Here is a 16,354-nt window from a genome sequence, read left to right on the forward strand (position 1 = left end):
ATGGTCTTCTGTCATTCTGACGAAGGAAGAATCTCATATACAAATAGCACCTCCAGCTTCCCTCTTCCAGCTCAAAAACTACATTTTTTCCTTTTCCAAAATCTTAATCACCAATTTTTCTTCTTTCGTCAGATCCGCTTTTCCGTCATTTTCTTCAATGTTTTCCAGCTCGTCAAGATATTTTTTTATAGAATTGTTTTCGTAAAGGTTGATGACTAAAGGATGAACATAATATTTCTTACATACCGCAGTTGTATTTCCAAGATGCTCAGCTACGATATCTAAAGCTTCTTTCACTTTCTTCTTATATTCCGAATCATTTTCGGCATACCCGATTTCTTTAAAGGCAATCAAAGCACTTAAGGTTCCCGACCATGTTCTGAAATCTTTAGCAGTAAAATCTTCACCGCTAATCTCCTTGATATAGTCGTTCACCATTCCGGAATCTATAGAATGACGGTTTCCCTCATCATCAAAATATTGGAAAAGTTCTTTTCCAGGAATATCCTTACATTTTTGTACCAATCTTGCCAATCTCTTACTTCTGAGATCCACATGATGCATAACTCCTTTCTTTCCTTTGAATGAAAAAGTGATTTTCTGCCCTTTAATTTTAACATGCTTATCCTTTAGAGTTGTTAATCCAAAAGATCCATAAAGCTTTTCATAGATATTATTTCCGATGCGGATATTCGTTCGTTGCATCAGGCTTACGATTAAAGCCAGTATTTTTCGCTTTTCAAAATTTCTTAGTGCAAGATCCTGCTCCACATGAAGTCTGATAGTAGGCAAAGCATATCCAAACTGGAGCATTCTGTAAAATTTTGTATGATTTCTCAACGCACTCCATAAAGAATGATATCGGTATTGCTTTCTTTTCTTTACGTCAAAACCCGTTGCCTGAAGATGCCCGTTTTCAAGAGCACAGATCCATACATTTTCCCATGCCGGAGGGATAACCAGTTTGTTGATACGGCTTATTTCATCTTTATCCCTGACCTTTTCACCATCTTTATAATAAGAATATGTTTTACCGGTTTTCTTACGCGTAATTCCGGCAGTCTCCGCATCGGTGGTATATACAAGATGTACCGCCTTTGCAGATGCTTCCGGATCCTTCATGATTTTAACAATCTTTGATGGCTTAAGGTGGGAGATAATCTCCAGATCCGTATTCTTCTCCATAAAAAATGGTTAAGAGTTTTTACCCTTCGAAAAAATAAGGAAAAGAATCACTATGATTATACCCACTAAGAAAATTCCCCACCACATTCCGGCTTTAAAAATTGTTCCTACTGCTTCACAACTTGTTAGTGTTAACAAACTTAATATCGTAATACTGTAAATGCTCCACTTTTTCATAGGTATAATATTTTATTGGTGTACGTTAAATTCTGAGTTTGTCCGCCTTCCAGTTTTTAATAGATCTTTTGATCTCATCTCCTGAAATATTTTCATGTAGAGCCTTGTATAAAAGCTCTTTAAATTCATCATCGTAAGTGAATCTCAGTGCCGCAATCTGATCAAATCTTAATTTTTCCACTGTTTCATCAGACCTTCTATTGAAAATTTCGAAATACCTTTGCTTAAACTCAAGGATCACCATACGATTCTGTAGCCCCAATGCATAATGCTGTCTCGTCATAAATGCAAGGTAAAAAAGCAGAAAAATCACAATTGAAAATAATATCCAGATCAATTGGTTACCGGGATCATCCCAAATTTTATAGATTCCTATAATCTCCAATATAATTAACAGAGGGAGATAAATAAAATGATGTGGTGGATAGAATTTTCTGTGGTTACTATAGTTCTGCTGTTTCATAGTTGAAATGTAGCAATAATCTTTCCAAAAAATTATTATTTTAATAATAATTATTGTTTTATGGTATGAATTTTTTGTAAATAGAGAGTGGATTGAGCTTAAATTTATCATCTATTTAGTTAAAAAAATACTTCTAATAAGGAAATATAGACAAGAAAAGATTACAGATAAAAAAACAAGAGCTATGCTTCTATGAATAAAGCTCATCCGTGAATTCGTGGCAGAAAAACATATCATCTGTGTTGCCTATCTGAAAAAATCCCAATTATTAGGAAAATAGGGCTTTGATTTGATCTTTCAACTTCAAATTTTTTGTAACTTTCGGTGTTTAAAAATGAAAAGAATGACTTCAAAGGAAAAAGTTGCTGCGCTTCGTGAAGAAATGCAGAAAAATAATGTTGATGCATTTATCGTATATTCTGCAGATCCCCACATGAGTGAGTACCTTCCTGAAGAATGGCAGGAGAGAGCTTGGCTGTCAGGATTCTTAGGTTCTGCCGGTTTTGTGGTAGTGACTAAAGATAAAGCCGGTCTTTGGACAGACGGAAGATATTTTACACAAGCTGCCATTGAATTGGATGGTTCAGGAATCGACCTTTTCAAAGACGGAATAGAAGGAACTCCCAATTATATCGATTGGATTATTTCAGAAATTCCTGCAGGCGGTAAAGTTGCTGTAAATGCTGTAGCGGCTTCAAATGCCAACTGGGAACTACTTTCTCAAAAATTTAATTCAAAAAATATAACCCTTACGGATATCCCTCTTTTAAAGGAAGTATGGAAAGAAAGAGGAGCTCCATCTGCAAATCCTATCTTTGTACACCCTGTAGAAAGAGCAGGAAAATCAGTGACTGATAAAATCTCTGCAATCCGTCAGAAAATGGAGGAGCAGGAAGCTACGGTTCATATTATTTCAAGTTTAGATGATGTTGCATGGACGTTGAACCTTAGAGGAAGTGACGTACAAAGCAATCCTGTATTTTTAGGATATATTGTGATCACTAAAAATGATGCAGTTCTATTTACAGGCTTAGAAAAACTGGATGTAGAAGCAAGAAAACAAATGGATGATTCTTTCGTAAAAATGATGCCTTACGAAGAATTTTATAACTACCTGAAAGCATTCAAAAATGAAAAAGTATTGGTTTCTCCAAACAGTAACCAACAGATTTTTGAAACATTAAAGGCAGATAATCAATTTATCAAAGCTCCGGTACCAGGAAATCTGATGAAGGCTCAGAAAAATGAAACTGAGTTGGAAGGCTTCAGAAAAGTAATGGTAAGAGACGGTGTAGCAATGGTAAAATTCCTTTACTGGCTGACTCACAATGCAGGAAAAGAAGCGATGAATGAATATTCTATCGGCGAAAAGCTGAGAGGTTTCCGTGCTGAAGGAGAAAACTTTGTAGGAGAAAGCTTCGGTTCCATCGTTGGATACAAAGACAATGGAGCGATCATGCATTATTCTGCAAAAAAAGAAGGTAGTAAAGAAGTTACCAATGCAGAGACAATTTTAGTAGATTCTGGAGGTCAGTATCTTGAAGGAACTACAGATATTACAAGAACTTTTGCATTAGGAACTCCATCTGAAGAATTTAAAAGAAACTCTACATTGGTATTACAGGGATTAATCCGTTTATCGATGGTAAAATTCCCGAAAGGAACAAAAGGAGTACACCTTGATGCCATTGCAAGACTTCCGTTATGGATGGAAGGAAAAGATTTTAATCACGGAACAGGACATGGAGTAGGAAGCTTTATGAATGTTCATGAAGGACCTCAGAATATCAGAAAAGATTTGAATCCTCAGGATCTTCTTCCGGGAATGGTGTTATCCAATGAACCAGGATACTATCTTGAAGGACACTACGGAATCCGCCATGAGAACCTTATTGCGGTAAAAGAAGCTGAAAAAACAATTCATGGAACTTTCTATGAATTTGAAACGTTAACGTTCTGCCCGTTCTTTAAAGATGATGTTGTAAAAGAAATTCTTTCCGAAGCTGAAATCGCATGGTTGAATGATTACCATAAAACATGTGAAGAGAAAATTGCTCCTTATTTAGAAGGAGAAGTGAAAGAATGGTTCTTGCAACTCGTAAGCCCACTTTAATAAATACTAAACAAATAATTGTTAGATTAGCAAAAGTCCTGTAAGTTGTTTCTTGCAGGGCTTTTCTTTTATGCAACCGTATTTTTACGGATAAAACTTTAGGGATTCCCCTGAGGAGAAAGAAAAGCTTTGGTTCTATCTTTGTGACAGCAAAAAACATCATTCATATCTTCATATAAATAACTTAGTCAATTCAAAACGGTAGATCATCCCATCCTGGGATGGTTTTTTTATTTTATGATGAGGAATGTCCCTCTTTTTCTTTATTTTCGTTACATAACTAAAGATAATGATACAGGGTTTCTTTCAAAATTTTAATTTATTTTCAGAAGATGAGGTTGAAGCATTCTTAGAACTATTTGAATTGAGAAAAGTAAATAAAAATGACTATTTCATCCGGGAAGGTGAAAAATGTAAAGAAGTGGCATTGATCAAATCCGGTATTTTCCGTTCTTTCTACCTTTCGGATGATGGAAAAGATATGACGTATTGTTTCAGATTTCCCAATACAATGATGGCTGCGTATTCATCATTTATTTCAGGATCTTTGAGCAGAGAAAATATGCAGGCCATTACAGATGCTGAGCTTTTCGTTGTGAAAAAAGAAAAACTGGATAAAATGATACAGGATAATCTGAACTGGACAAAGTTTTTAAAAATTATTGCCGAACAGGAATATCTTGAACTGGAAAACAGGTTCTTCCAATTACAAAGAGATAGCGCCAGCCAGCGTTATGTAAGTCTTTTTGAAAATTATCCGGATTATATTCAAAATATTCCTTTGCAATATCTTGCCTCTTATCTTGGGATTACTCAAAGGCATTTAAGCCGCATCAGAAAGGAAATTTCTTTTTAGACATTTGTCCTGTTAATTGGTTTTCTGGCTCTATACTTTTGTCAAAAAAAGATATGGAACACAATATTCTCATCATTGGAGGAAACGGATTAGTAGGAAAAACAATAGCACGTATATTACAATCCCGGAATCCTGATATTACTATTTTTATTGGGGGAAGAAAAGGAGGAAAGACAGATCGTGACCTGAAAATTGATGTCACAGATCCGGCATCTCTTCAGATCATTTCCGATAAAAAAATTAACCTGATTATTCTTTCTGTTAATGATAAATCTGATCATGTTCTCCAATATGCTATAGATCACCATATTGATTATCTGGATATAACGAAGCCTACTCCAGACCTTGTAAAAGCCTATAACCTTGCAGGAAAATCTGATGTGAACAGCAGGATTGTTTTCAGCTCCGGCTGGATGGGAGGAATTGTTCCGGGATTGGTGAACGCGATTTCAAAAAATATTCATGATATTTCAGATGTGAAGCTCTTTGTATATTATTCTGTAAAAGACCTTGCAGGAGAGAGTTCGGCTCATTTTATGGCAGAAAATGTGTCCGTTCCTTTCTCTAATTATAAGAATGATCGACCTGTTTTTGTTCGACATTTTTTGAATAAGGAAACTTTTGATTTCTCCTTTGGAATAGGAAAAAGAGTTGCTTGCAATTTTGATGTTCCTGATCTTTATATCCTAAACAAAGTTGAAAGAGTGCCCAATGTGAATGTGAAAATGACTTATAGTTCTAAATTTATCACATGGCTGCTTGGTGGTTTTCAGTATATCAGATTATTTGATATTTTATCTTTAAAAGAAAGGAGAGCTATTTTTAGTGCCAGTGGAAATGGAGATCAATCTGTTTTCGAAATTGTAGTGAAGAATAAGACCGGAGAGAAAAAATTAAGCCTTCAAAGTACAAAAGGACAGGCAGAACTTACTGCTCTATCGGCAGTTTTACATACTGAAGAATTATTGAGAAACCCTCACGAGAATCATGTGTATTTCAGTCATCAGCTGCATGAACCCCAATTGTTATTGGCACAGCTTAATGCTTACGAAACCATTCATATCAATACTCCATCATGAAAAAAATAGCCATTATCAATGGGCATCCCCATAAAGAATCCTTCAATGTTGGTGTTGTTGAAGCCTATAAACAAGGAGCAATGCAGGCAGGAGCAGAAATAAAGGAAATTGTCATTGCAGATTTAAACTTTAATCCCAGTTTACAATTCGGGTATCAAAAAAGAATGGAATTGGAGCCTGATCTTATCAAAGCTTGGGAAATTATTCAGTGGGCAGATCATTTAGTTTGGGTACATCCTGTTTGGTGGGGTGGTTTACCTGCTATTACAAAAGGCTTCATAGATCGGCTTTTTTTACCAGGAATGGCTTATAAATATCGTGAAAACTCGGTATGGTGGGATAAGCTTTTAAAAGGTAAAACCGGACATATCATCACCACACTGGATCAGCCGGGATGGTATTACCGACTTATGTACGGAAGACCAAGTGTGAATCAGCTTAAAAAATCAACGTTGGAATTTTGTGGCGTAAAACCAGTTAAAATAACCTATATCGGAATTATTAGAAACTCAAAAGAAGAACAGAGGGGTCAATGGCTTCAAAAAATAAAAAAACTGGGAGAAAAACTTAAGTAAAGAATAAGAAAAACGGAAGCAGATCAATTCTCTTCCGGTTTCAGCTTTATAATCCCTTTTTTCCCTCTATCCAATATGCCTGTGATCTGATGCATTTAGGCGAGACTCCTTTCGCTTTGAGAAACTTTCTTATCAATGACATCCTGTCTCCGTTTCCTGTGAGATAAAAAGCAACCTCGTCACGATAAATAGATTCTTTCTCTTCTCTCAAAAAGTCGGTTAAGGCTTCTATCATTCGCATTGTACTGTTTTTTGGACTATGATATCCATAAAGATTAAGGCTTTCAAGAGCAGAAGCCTCTTCCAGTTCATGAAGACATATAAATTGAGATCCCAATTCTTCCACAGCTTCTTTGATGGAAAGAGAACTTCCCAAAGATGTTTCATCTCCAATAGAAAAGTGAATTCTTGCGTTGGATTCGAAAAAACGTTTTCCGCGTGGCATTAAAATTTTTATAGAACCTCCTACAGATAAACTGTTTACAAAATTACTACCCACAGCATGAGAATCATGTACATGAAATATAACTTCAAAACTGCCTCTGTCTCTATTAAAATTAAAAGGAGAATAATTACGGAAATCCCTGTCATTGATTCTTATTCCTATAGCGTATGCCGGTTCAAAATCAACATTCTGTAAATCGGTTTGAAAATAGACTCTTCGAAGATCAGGAGCAATAATTTCGATATTGGTAACGGTACAATCTTTAAACTTTGAGGACCAAACATTTTCTACGGTGTCATTGATCCATTTGGGTAAGCTTGGCATAAATATTTTTATTGCAAAGAAAGCTGTAAAATCAAAGTAGAACGATAGTTGTTTCAGGGTATTGATTGGACAATTCGTGGTTATGTCAGATGTAGATTATTTTATGCCTGAGATTTCCTGAATGCCGAAGGAGTCTGATCTTCCAATTTGGAAAATAACCGCGTGAAATAAGCATGTTCAGTATAACCTAATTCATAGGCAATTTCTTTTACCGTAAGGTGAGTGAATGCCAGTAAGCGTTTTGCTTCAATTAAAATTTCCTGATGAATCCAGTGCTGAGCAGGATTTCCTGTGATTTCCCGTATAACTTCTGTAAGGTAGCCTCTTGAAATATTAAGTTTTTCAGCATATTCAGATGGACTTTTCATGGTTTTATAATTTTGACGGACCATGATTTTAAATTCCCGGGTCAGTTGTAAAGAACGACTTTCTCCGACAGTTTGAGAGTAATTTTCCATTGAATATTTAAAAGCAAACATTCCTATAAAAGAATGGAGTAAAGATTGAATCACCATAAAGCCCTCTTTGGAGGCAAGCGTTTCTTCCTTATAAAAAGAGTGGAGTAGAGTTGCTGTGTTATTGAATTTTTCCACCCAGTTTTTATCAATAGTTAGGGGTTGTATTCCTTCCAGAAATTCCTCAAAAACAGAGCGTACCGAATCAGGAACCAGGTCAGATTTTATAGCAATAAACCATCCATTTACCTGATCCATTAAAAGCCCTTGATGTACTTGCCCTGGTAATACACAGAAAATAGTAGATTCTTTAGCTTCAATAATGTTAAAATCAACCATCATTTTTACGTGACCGCTTTCCATGCAGGTAAAAATATAGTGGCTGTCCCGATGTATTCCTTTATCTTTAAGAATGTCTTCAGTATCATAGGTATGCTGATCCATTCTCTTGATGTGAAAACGATGCTTGGAAATATCACTCAGGTCATACGTTGGAATTGTCTGTTTCATATTTCTAAAATCGGTTCTACAAAACTACAAATAACTCTGATCATGCTCCAAGTTTAATATGAGACTGCTTCATTTAATACACTGCTGCGAGTAAATACTCATCTCGGAAATTACGTATTTATACGGGCTTAAAAACATTTTATTTATCTCATATTTGTGATATAATATTGTTGTAGAGCAAAAAACAAATGATGAAAACTGATGTTTAAGAATTTTAAATCAAACTTTTAAAACCATAAACTATGTCAAAAATCCCTCATTCAATGAAAAAACTCTGGCGATTTTTTGTGTTATCGGCAGCTGTTTCTGCTATTTCCATGGGATGTACCTCTCAAAAAGGAGCAGACCAGATATTTGTCAACGGAGATATCCTCACAATGAAAGGAGATAAAGCTTCTTATGTAGAAGCACTTGTAGTAACCGATGGAAAAATCACTTTTGCAGGACCGAAGACCAAAGCTTTGGAAATGAAAGGCAGCAGCACTAAGATGATAGATCTGAACGGACGTACACTGATGCCAGGATTTATAGATGCCCACGGACATGTTTCTCAATATGCTACTGCATCTCAAATGATTAATTTGCAGCCTGAACCTTACGGAAAAGTGATGTCTATTCCGGACTTACAGAAAGTTCTTAAAGACTTTATCATCCAAAATAATATTCAACCCGGTGTAATGATTGTCGGCAATGGGTATGATGATGCTATTATGGAAGAACATAAACACCCTACAGCAAAGCAACTTGATTCGGTATCTTCTGTAAATCCAATTTATATAGAACATGCTTCAGGACACATGGGAGTAGGAAATTCATTATTCTTAAAAAATATGGGGGTTACCTATGATACAGAAATTTCGGGAGGAGTTGTAGGAAAAGATCCTAATACCAAAGAACTTACCGGAAAAATGCAGGAAAATGCGAACATTGAAGCTTTACAGTATCTCACAAGCCAATTACCCAAGCCTGCAGAAAAAGATAAGTTTAAATCTTTACTGGATGCGGAAAACGAGTGGTTTGCTAACGGACAGACGACCATTTGTGAAGGACGTGCCACACCGGCTAATATCAATCATATCTTTGAAGCGAATGACAAGAAACTCCTGCGTGGAGATTATATCATTCTGCCGGATTATGATACCAACGCTGATAAACTTGAACATTGGAAAGATTATTATCAGAAATACACAGGACGTGTCAAGATAGGAGGTGTAAAAATGACCTTTGACGGATCTCCGCAGGGAAAATCAGCATGGCTTAAAGAACAGTATCTGGTCGCTCCGGATGGGGAAGAACAAGGCTTCAAAGGACATCCTATTTACTCAAGAGAAAATGCTTATAAAGGATTAAAAGCTATTTTTACAGCAGGAATGCAGGCACATATTCATTGCAACGGTGATGCGGCTATTGATGAAGGGCTTAGCCTTATGGAGATTCTTAAAAATGAAAAATTACTTACCGATAGTATGCGTTGTGTATTGATTCATAGTCAGGTATGTCGTGAAGATCAGGTTCCTCGTTATAAGAAAATAGGAATCATGCCAAGCTGGTTTCCTACTCACGTTTATCTTTGGGGAGATTGGCATCGTGAAAATGTATTGGGAGAAGACAGAGCAAAGAGAATCAGCCCGTTGAAAGAAGGTTTGGATCAGGGAATTCGCTTTACCATCCATCATGATTCTCCGGTTACTCCTCCTGATTTAATTGCTGCCGTGTATGCTGCTGTAAACAGAAAAACACGTTCAGGATACTTATTAGGTCCGGAGCAGCGTGTCAGCCCTTATGAAGCTCTCAAAGCAATTACCATCAATGCGGCGTGGCAATGGGGAGAAGAACATGAAAAAGGAAGTTTGGAACAGAATAAGAGAGCAGATCTTGTTATTTTAGATAAAAATCCTGTGAAGATAGATCCATTGGGTATAAAAGATATTCGGGTAATGGAAACCTATAAAGATGGAGTTCAGGTCTATAAGAAAAATTAAATTTTTACGATTTTAATACAAAAACAGCATCTTGCTTATTGTAAGATGCTGTTTTTGTATTCAGTATTGAAAATTCATTATTTCGCCTTTGAAAAAGCCATTCTGATGGCAAGATACGTAAGAACACTTGCCATAAACCACTTTTGAACTTTTATCCATGCAGGATTATTGCTGAAAAATAAAGCAACTCTGGAAGCTGTCAGCACAATTAAAAAATTAACGCTAAAACTTACCAGAACCTGAACAACACCAAGCTCCAGACTCTGAGTGAGCACAGATCCGTATTCCGGTTTGATGAATTGCGGGAAAAATGAAAGATAGAAAACAGCTACTTTCGGATTAAGGACATTTGTGAGGAATCCAACGGTAAAAAGCTTTTTAGGACTGTCATACGATGTATTTTTATCAACATCAAAAATGTTCTTGCTATTAGGTTTAATGGCTTGGTAGGCAAGATATAAAAGATAGATCGTTCCCATTGTTTTAAGAATGGTATAAGCAAAAGGAACCGCCAATAATACAGCTGTTAAACCAAAAGACACCATGATGATGTGAAACAAAAACCCACACACCACACCTGTCAATGAAATGAAACCTGATTTTTTACCCTGTGTTATTGACTTTGAGATCAGGTAAATCATATTAGGACCGGGGCTGATCACTAAGATAAGAGCAGCCAGAATAAAGAATGAAAGTTCGTGAAGTGGGATCATTAATTTTTATGCAAATATCTTATTAATTGAGAAAATGAACAATAGTTTTAGAATAAGCCTTAAAAATAACAGCTTAATCCCTTTTAACCTTTTGTTTTAAATCTCGAAAAAACTGTAAATTAGCCAACAGAAAAATAGTAAAAAATACTTCTTAAGAATCCTCAAATGTCCAAGCTAAAAATTGCACGAGAACAGAAAAATCTAACTCAGGAAGAATTGGCAGAAAAATCAAAAATTTCTGTAAGAACAATTCAACGGATTGAAGCTGGAACAGAACCCAAAGGACATACCTTGAGAGCATTGGCTGCTGCCCTGGAAATAGAAGAAACCTTATTACAGGATACAGAGAAGATTTCCGAAGTGGAAAGCACAACAATAGATGAACCAGCAATAATATCAGAAGAGAAAGATGCAGAAACCTTACAAACAGATGGTATCAATTATTCTCAGATCAAAATGATCAATCTTTCCTCATTGTTTTTTACTGTTGTACCTCCCTTAAATATTTTCGTACCTCTTTTGCTGATGTATACTCTGAAGCAAAAAAACAGTCTTGCCAGACAAATTATTTCAGTACAGATGATATGGACGGTAATGGCACCTATTGTTTTCATGCTGGGCATCTTTTTGAAACTCGGAAGACAGTTTACCCTTATTCTGATGATCCTTATTGTACTTTCCAATGTATGTATTATTCTTCGAAATGCAGCAGAGATTGACAGAAAGAAGAAATTGTATTTTAGATTGAAATTCAGCATGATATAAAACCTGTCAGTACTTTGTCGGGTTATTGTCGGGTTCATTTTTAGGCTTAAAAGAATCGAAAATCTAACCTTTGTCAAAAAATTAATAATGACAAAGACTATTCGTTTTATATTCCTTTTCTTCAACCTGTTTTTGGGTAGCTTATATGCACAATTGCCAAAAACAGATCCGCTTTATAATACCATTATGTCAAAAGACAGTCTGCTTTTTTCGGTGGGATTTAATACCTGTAATGTAAAACAGACAGAAGCTTTGCTAAGCGATAATCTGGAATTTTACCATGATAAAGGCGGTTTTTCAGATAAAAAGAAGTTCATTACAGATTTTAAAAACGGATTGTGTAAATCACCGTCAGACTATCGTTCCAGAAGAGTATTGGATCATGAAAGTACACAAATATTTCCATTATATCAGAACGGGAAACTTTATGCGGCAATACAAAACGGTAGTCATTTTTTTTATGAAAAAGAAGGAGCATCAATTGAAAAATTAGTAGGAGAAGCTAAGTTTACCAATCTTTGGTTGCTTGAAAACGGAGAATGGAAATTAACGAGATCTTTAAGCTTTGATCATCATGCAAAAGAATCAATGGACATTAAAACTGTTTTTGATAATGATCAGCAAATAGAAAACTGGTTAAAAGAAAATAAAATTCCAACCCTTGGACTGGGAATTATAGAATCCGGAGAATTGAAACAGGTAAAAGTTTTTGGAAATAGTAAAGAAAATATTCCAGCCCCTTACAATACTTATTTCAACGTTGCTTCTCTTACCAAACCTGTGACTGCAATGGTTGCATTGCGTCTGATAAGCTTAGGGAAATGGAAATTGGATGAACCTTTAGATAAATATTGGATAGATCCTGACATTTCAAATGATCCAAAACATAAAAAATTAACGACACGAATTATTCTTAGCCATCAAACCGGTTTCCCCAATTGGAGATGGATGAATACAGATAAAAAACTGAACTTTCAGTTTGAACCGGGAACGAAATATCAATATTCGGGAGAAGGTTTTGAATATCTGCGAAAAGCATTGGAAGCCAAATTCAAGAAATCGTTGGAACAACTGGCTCAGGAACTGATTTTCCAACCTTATAAAATGTATGATACAGGGTATATTTGGGATCAGCATATTGATGAACAAAGATTTGCCGTTGGATACAATGAAAAAGGAATATCATATCCCACAGAAAAAAATAAAACACCCAATGCTGCCGATGATTTGCACACAACAATAGAAGATTATGGAAGCTTTATGGTGAATGTGATGAAAGGAAAAGGTTTGACATCAGATGTATTCCGGGAGATGATCCAAAAACAGATTAAAACCAAAGAAAATAAATACTTCGGATTAGGCTTTGAAATCTATGATCTCGGAAATGAAAACTATGCTTTATCTCATGGCGGAGCTGATCAAGGAACAAGATGTATTGCTTTTATGTTACCAAAATCAGGAAAAGGACTTTTGATCTTTACCAATGTAGATGATGGATACAAAGTCTATGAAAAACTGGTTCTTCATTATTTGGGAAAAGAAGGAAAGAAGATTGTGGATATAGAAAACAGTAAGTAATGATATTTAATTTTCCTGTTTTTAAGTGAAATCTTATATTTGATACTGCTCTTATTGTAGTTTTAGTTATGTTATATCCAGGGAAATTACTTGTGATTATTTTATTGATTCTATTTGTAAATGTCTTTGCACAAAATCAGAGATTCGTATACGAATATCAGTACATTCCGGATTCTGCTAATCTTGAAAGTAAAAAAACAGAACTGATGTATCTGGATGTTATGCCTAAGTTCTCTAAATATTACAGCGGAGAAACCTTTAAGAATGATTCTATTGCGAAAGAAATCCTGGATAAACAGATGAAAGCAACAGGAAAAATTGAAAATATAGCGCAATCAGCAGCTTCTAAAAGTAATACAATTAAATATACTGTCATAAAAGATTATACTGAAAATAAACAGCTTTTCATTACCCGAATGGGACGAACTAAATATAATGTGTTAGATAACCGGCTTATACAATGGTCTGTTCATCCCGAAAAAAATACAGTTAAAGGATATAACGTTCAGAAAGCAACAGCTGATTTTGGTGGCAGAAAATGGATAGCTTGGTTTTGTGCAGATATTCCTGTACAGGATGGTCCTTATAAATTCAGAGGTCTGCCTGGGATGATCCTGAAGATAGAAGATTCTAAAGGAAGTCATTCTTTTACTTTAGTAGGAATCAAAAAACTTTCAGGTCAGGAAATTGAAAAAATATCTCCTACAGAAAATTTTGTCTTTAACTTTGGAGATAAAGTGGATATTGACTATCATCAATACAAACAGCTTTTTTTAGAATCCAGAAAAGATCCAGCCAAGTCACTGAGAATTACGCTTCATGATCTGGATAAAGTAAATATGAATGGAACAATGGTAGACAAAGGTGTTTATATCCGGGAAAGAGAAATGCAGATGAAAAAAACAATAAAAGAGGATAATAATAACATTGAATTAGATCTGCTTTATTAGAATAGTATGAGAGGTATCCAATCGATATTTAAAGTTTGAATGTAATTCTTTGCATTTTAGAACAAATTACAATAAATAAAGCCTGCTTCAAAACGAAAGCAGGCTTTGTAATTTTTATTTCACCTTTTCCAAAAGGTATAATTTGGCACCGGAAAATGCCAGTTTAGGCATCAGATTTCCTTCCAGAACCATTGTTTTATTATTGACGTCAATAACGGAAATATAGTTATTGGAATTGTATTCAATATAGTTTTCTTTTTCCTTCGTGATAGGATTTTTCCCGAATTCTAAAGAGTATTTTACCCAGTCTTCCTTCTCAGAACTGCAATGCACAGGCTTGAATTTAGATTTTTTAGCCTTAAAAATGATCTGATCAAAGCTTTCCGTACAGTCAGAAGTAAATGTACTTTCAGGATTCTGATCCTTTGAAAAATCTTCAAAAGAACCTTTATAAACCCCTACAACCTTCCAGGTTCCGTCCAGACGGTCTTCAGATATTTTACCTTTCGCTTTGCTCACCGCCCAGCTTATTCCGTTCACGGTTCCTTTTACCGCTTTATAGCCTACACTTACTGCTCCGGAAACTACTTTTGTAGCAGTTCTTACCACACAGGAATTCAGTACAAGCACGGCAGAAGCCAGAAATATCATTTTTTTCATATTGTCAAATTTTTTACGAAGATAATATTTTATGCTGAGTTTTGAAGATAAGGGAAGCTGGGTACAGAAAACAGAAAGAATGAAATTATCCGATTCATGACCTTTTCAAATACGTTTTTAGCTGGAAATTATTGAAAAGATTTTGTTCATCCTATTTTTTGTATTTTTAAAGAAGATTAATAATGATGAACACCAAATCCAATTATTTCATGTTTAAGTGTACAAAAGAACTTAAAACGCTCTTTTCTGTACTCCTTTTTCTGTTTGTATATTCCTGCTCACCGAAAATGATCAGAATAGCAACTTCAGAAGATAAAGCCAATTTCGGAATCTCAAAACCTACAAAAGCCGTTTTCTTCGTAGAAAATGAAAATAGTACTGCTTCAGAAAATCAAATTAATGATCATAAGAATACCGCTGATAAGATCTATACACAGTTTGGAGGAGCTACCGAACGTGTAATGGTGGGACGAACCAATGCCAAGACTTTTACATTTTCAAATGGAGATATAACTTGGTTTGTAGATGTTCAAAAGCTTCCAAAACGTACAGCGATGATTCTTTTCGATGGAAAAAACGAACCGATTATCGAATACAATACCAAGAAATATGAGCGTCTGGTTCAAAAATATATGCCTGAAGAGCTAAAAAAGATGGTACAATCTCAAAAAGAATCCCAAACAGTAAAAAAAGAAACAAAAAGTATTCTGGATTCCATTTGGGCAATTCCTTTTATTCCTGATCAGAAATATGCTGACAGGATCATTAATAAAAGCAATACCATTTATTATCCTCTTCCTTTCTTTGAAGACAGCGGAATGTGTAATGGACGCTATGAAACGATATTTTATAAAGATGCCCAAGAAAAAGAAATAAGCTATACCTCCAAAGTGACCTATCGAAACGGAAGAGTATTAAGTTATGAATATCTGCGGGATGGAATTGAAAGTACACAGAAGTACTATCTGGGAAATACAGGGCTTTTGGATTCAATAGCGTATTACAATCAAAACGGGAAAAGAGAAATGAAACTGAATTTTAAATATCTCCCTGATCAGTTTATCGTTCATGATGTCAATTTCGGTTCCAGAGAAGAATTTCACCTGAATACCAAAGGACAGGTCATAGAGAAAGCCGATTTTGATAAAAAAAGCAAGCTTAAAAGAAAAATCTACTATACCTATGATAAACTGGGACGGGTTTTAAATGAGAAATCAATGGTAGATGATGAGATCGAAAGCAAGAGCATATATCAATATAATTCTGACATCAAAAGAATGTACTCAAAACTGACCTTAGAAGGAAAAGGAGGTAAAATAATTTCTGAAAATACCACTGAAAATATTGGCGATAAAGATATATTCAGTACAATTTCTGATGGAAAAATACAATATAAATCTGTTTCAACTCTCAACAAAAACTGCGAAGGAAAAGTCACCACTTATGACGGGAACGGGAAAGTCGTTTCAGTATATGTACAGAAAAAACTCTGATTGTATTGTAGGAATTCAATTGAACAAGCTT

15 protein-coding genes are annotated in these 16,354 nt (G+C 35.2%); 9 read left to right on the plus strand and 6 right to left on the minus strand.

What is annotated here, in order from left to right; translation table 11 throughout:
• Positions 1–78: 78 nt before the first annotated feature.
• The gene (locus tag BBI01_RS00720) at positions 79–1,185 is read right to left on the minus strand and encodes a DNA topoisomerase IB (protein ID WP_065392778.1); all 1,107 of its coding nucleotides are present in this window, start codon (positions 1,183–1,185) and stop codon (positions 79–81) included.
• 202 nt (positions 1,186–1,387) lie between these two features.
• Entirely contained in the window at positions 1,388–1,825 is a 438-nt protein-coding gene (locus BBI01_RS00725; protein ID WP_065392779.1) for a DUF6526 family protein, read from the minus strand.
• Between the two features lie 343 nt (positions 1,826–2,168).
• Here BBI01_RS00725 and BBI01_RS00730 point away from each other — a divergent pair, with 343 nt between their 5' ends.
• The 4 genes from BBI01_RS00730 (at position 2,169) to BBI01_RS00745 (ending at position 6,448) form a co-directional block, all read left to right on the plus strand.
• Complete coding sequence (locus BBI01_RS00730) at positions 2,169–3,938, plus strand: aminopeptidase P family protein (RefSeq protein ID WP_065393318.1); 1,770 nt, start codon at positions 2,169–2,171, stop codon at positions 3,936–3,938.
• A 289-nt stretch (positions 3,939–4,227) separates the two neighbouring features.
• Entirely contained in the window at positions 4,228–4,794 is a 567-nt protein-coding gene (locus BBI01_RS00735; protein WP_065392780.1) for a Crp/Fnr family transcriptional regulator, read from the plus strand.
• Between the two features lie 53 nt (positions 4,795–4,847).
• Entirely contained in the window at positions 4,848–5,873 is a 1,026-nt protein-coding gene (locus BBI01_RS00740) for an NAD-dependent epimerase/dehydratase family protein (protein ID WP_065392781.1), read from the plus strand.
• Positions 5,870–6,448, plus strand: coding sequence for an NAD(P)H-dependent oxidoreductase (locus tag BBI01_RS00745; RefSeq protein ID WP_065392782.1), 579 nt, complete (start codon positions 5,870–5,872; stop codon positions 6,446–6,448). The genes BBI01_RS00740 and BBI01_RS00745 overlap by 4 nt, the downstream gene beginning before the upstream one ends.
• A 46-nt stretch (positions 6,449–6,494) precedes the next feature.
• Here BBI01_RS00745 and BBI01_RS00750 read toward each other — a convergent pair whose 3' ends face one another.
• Together BBI01_RS00750 and BBI01_RS00755 are read right to left on the minus strand one after the other, a co-directional pair.
• The gene (locus BBI01_RS00750) at positions 6,495–7,217 is read right to left on the minus strand and encodes a siderophore-interacting protein (RefSeq protein WP_065392783.1); all 723 of its coding nucleotides are present in this window, start codon (positions 7,215–7,217) and stop codon (positions 6,495–6,497) included.
• 101 nt (positions 7,218–7,318) lie between these two features.
• Positions 7,319–8,182, minus strand: a complete 864-nt coding sequence (locus BBI01_RS00755) for a helix-turn-helix domain-containing protein (protein WP_065392784.1) — start codon at positions 8,180–8,182, stop codon at positions 7,319–7,321.
• Positions 8,183–8,445: 263 nt separating this feature from the next.
• On the opposite strand from BBI01_RS00755, the gene BBI01_RS00760 reads away from it, so the two are divergent.
• A complete protein-coding gene (locus tag BBI01_RS00760) occupies positions 8,446–10,164 on the plus strand; it encodes an amidohydrolase (protein WP_065393319.1) in 1,719 nt (572 codons plus the stop codon).
• 77 nt (positions 10,165–10,241) lie between these two features.
• Here BBI01_RS00760 and BBI01_RS00765 read toward each other — a convergent pair whose 3' ends face one another.
• Positions 10,242–10,877, minus strand: coding sequence for a LysE family translocator (locus tag BBI01_RS00765; RefSeq protein ID WP_065392785.1), 636 nt, complete (start codon positions 10,875–10,877; stop codon positions 10,242–10,244).
• Between the two features lie 165 nt (positions 10,878–11,042).
• Between BBI01_RS00765 and BBI01_RS00770 the strand changes: the two genes are divergently transcribed.
• The 3 genes from BBI01_RS00770 to BBI01_RS00780 all read left to right on the plus strand — a co-directional run bounded on the left by BBI01_RS00770 (position 11,043) and on the right by BBI01_RS00780 (position 14,170).
• Entirely contained in the window at positions 11,043–11,642 is a 600-nt protein-coding gene (locus BBI01_RS00770) for a helix-turn-helix domain-containing protein (RefSeq protein ID WP_065392786.1), read from the plus strand.
• An 87-nt stretch (positions 11,643–11,729) separates the two neighbouring features.
• A complete protein-coding gene (locus BBI01_RS00775) occupies positions 11,730–13,220 on the plus strand; it encodes a serine hydrolase domain-containing protein (RefSeq protein WP_065392787.1) in 1,491 nt (496 codons plus the stop codon).
• Positions 13,221–13,312: 92 nt separating this feature from the next.
• On the plus strand, positions 13,313–14,170 hold the full coding sequence (locus BBI01_RS00780; RefSeq protein ID WP_165602193.1) for a GLPGLI family protein: 858 nt from the start codon (positions 13,313–13,315) through the stop codon (positions 14,168–14,170).
• Between the two features lie 114 nt (positions 14,171–14,284).
• On the opposite strand, the gene BBI01_RS00785 is transcribed toward BBI01_RS00780, so the two are convergent.
• Positions 14,285–14,830: a hypothetical protein gene (locus BBI01_RS00785; RefSeq protein ID WP_065392789.1), complete on the minus strand. Its 546-nt coding sequence runs from the start codon at positions 14,828–14,830 to the stop codon at positions 14,285–14,287.
• Positions 14,831–15,117: 287 nt separating this feature from the next.
• On the opposite strand from BBI01_RS00785, the gene BBI01_RS00790 reads away from it, so the two are divergent.
• Complete coding sequence (locus BBI01_RS00790; RefSeq protein ID WP_165602194.1) at positions 15,118–16,323, plus strand: hypothetical protein; 1,206 nt, start codon at positions 15,118–15,120, stop codon at positions 16,321–16,323.
• Positions 16,324–16,354 lie beyond the last annotated feature (31 nt).

This window comes from Chryseobacterium artocarpi, assembly GCF_001684975.1.
GTDB lineage: Bacteria > Bacteroidota > Bacteroidia > Flavobacteriales > Weeksellaceae > Chryseobacterium > Chryseobacterium artocarpi.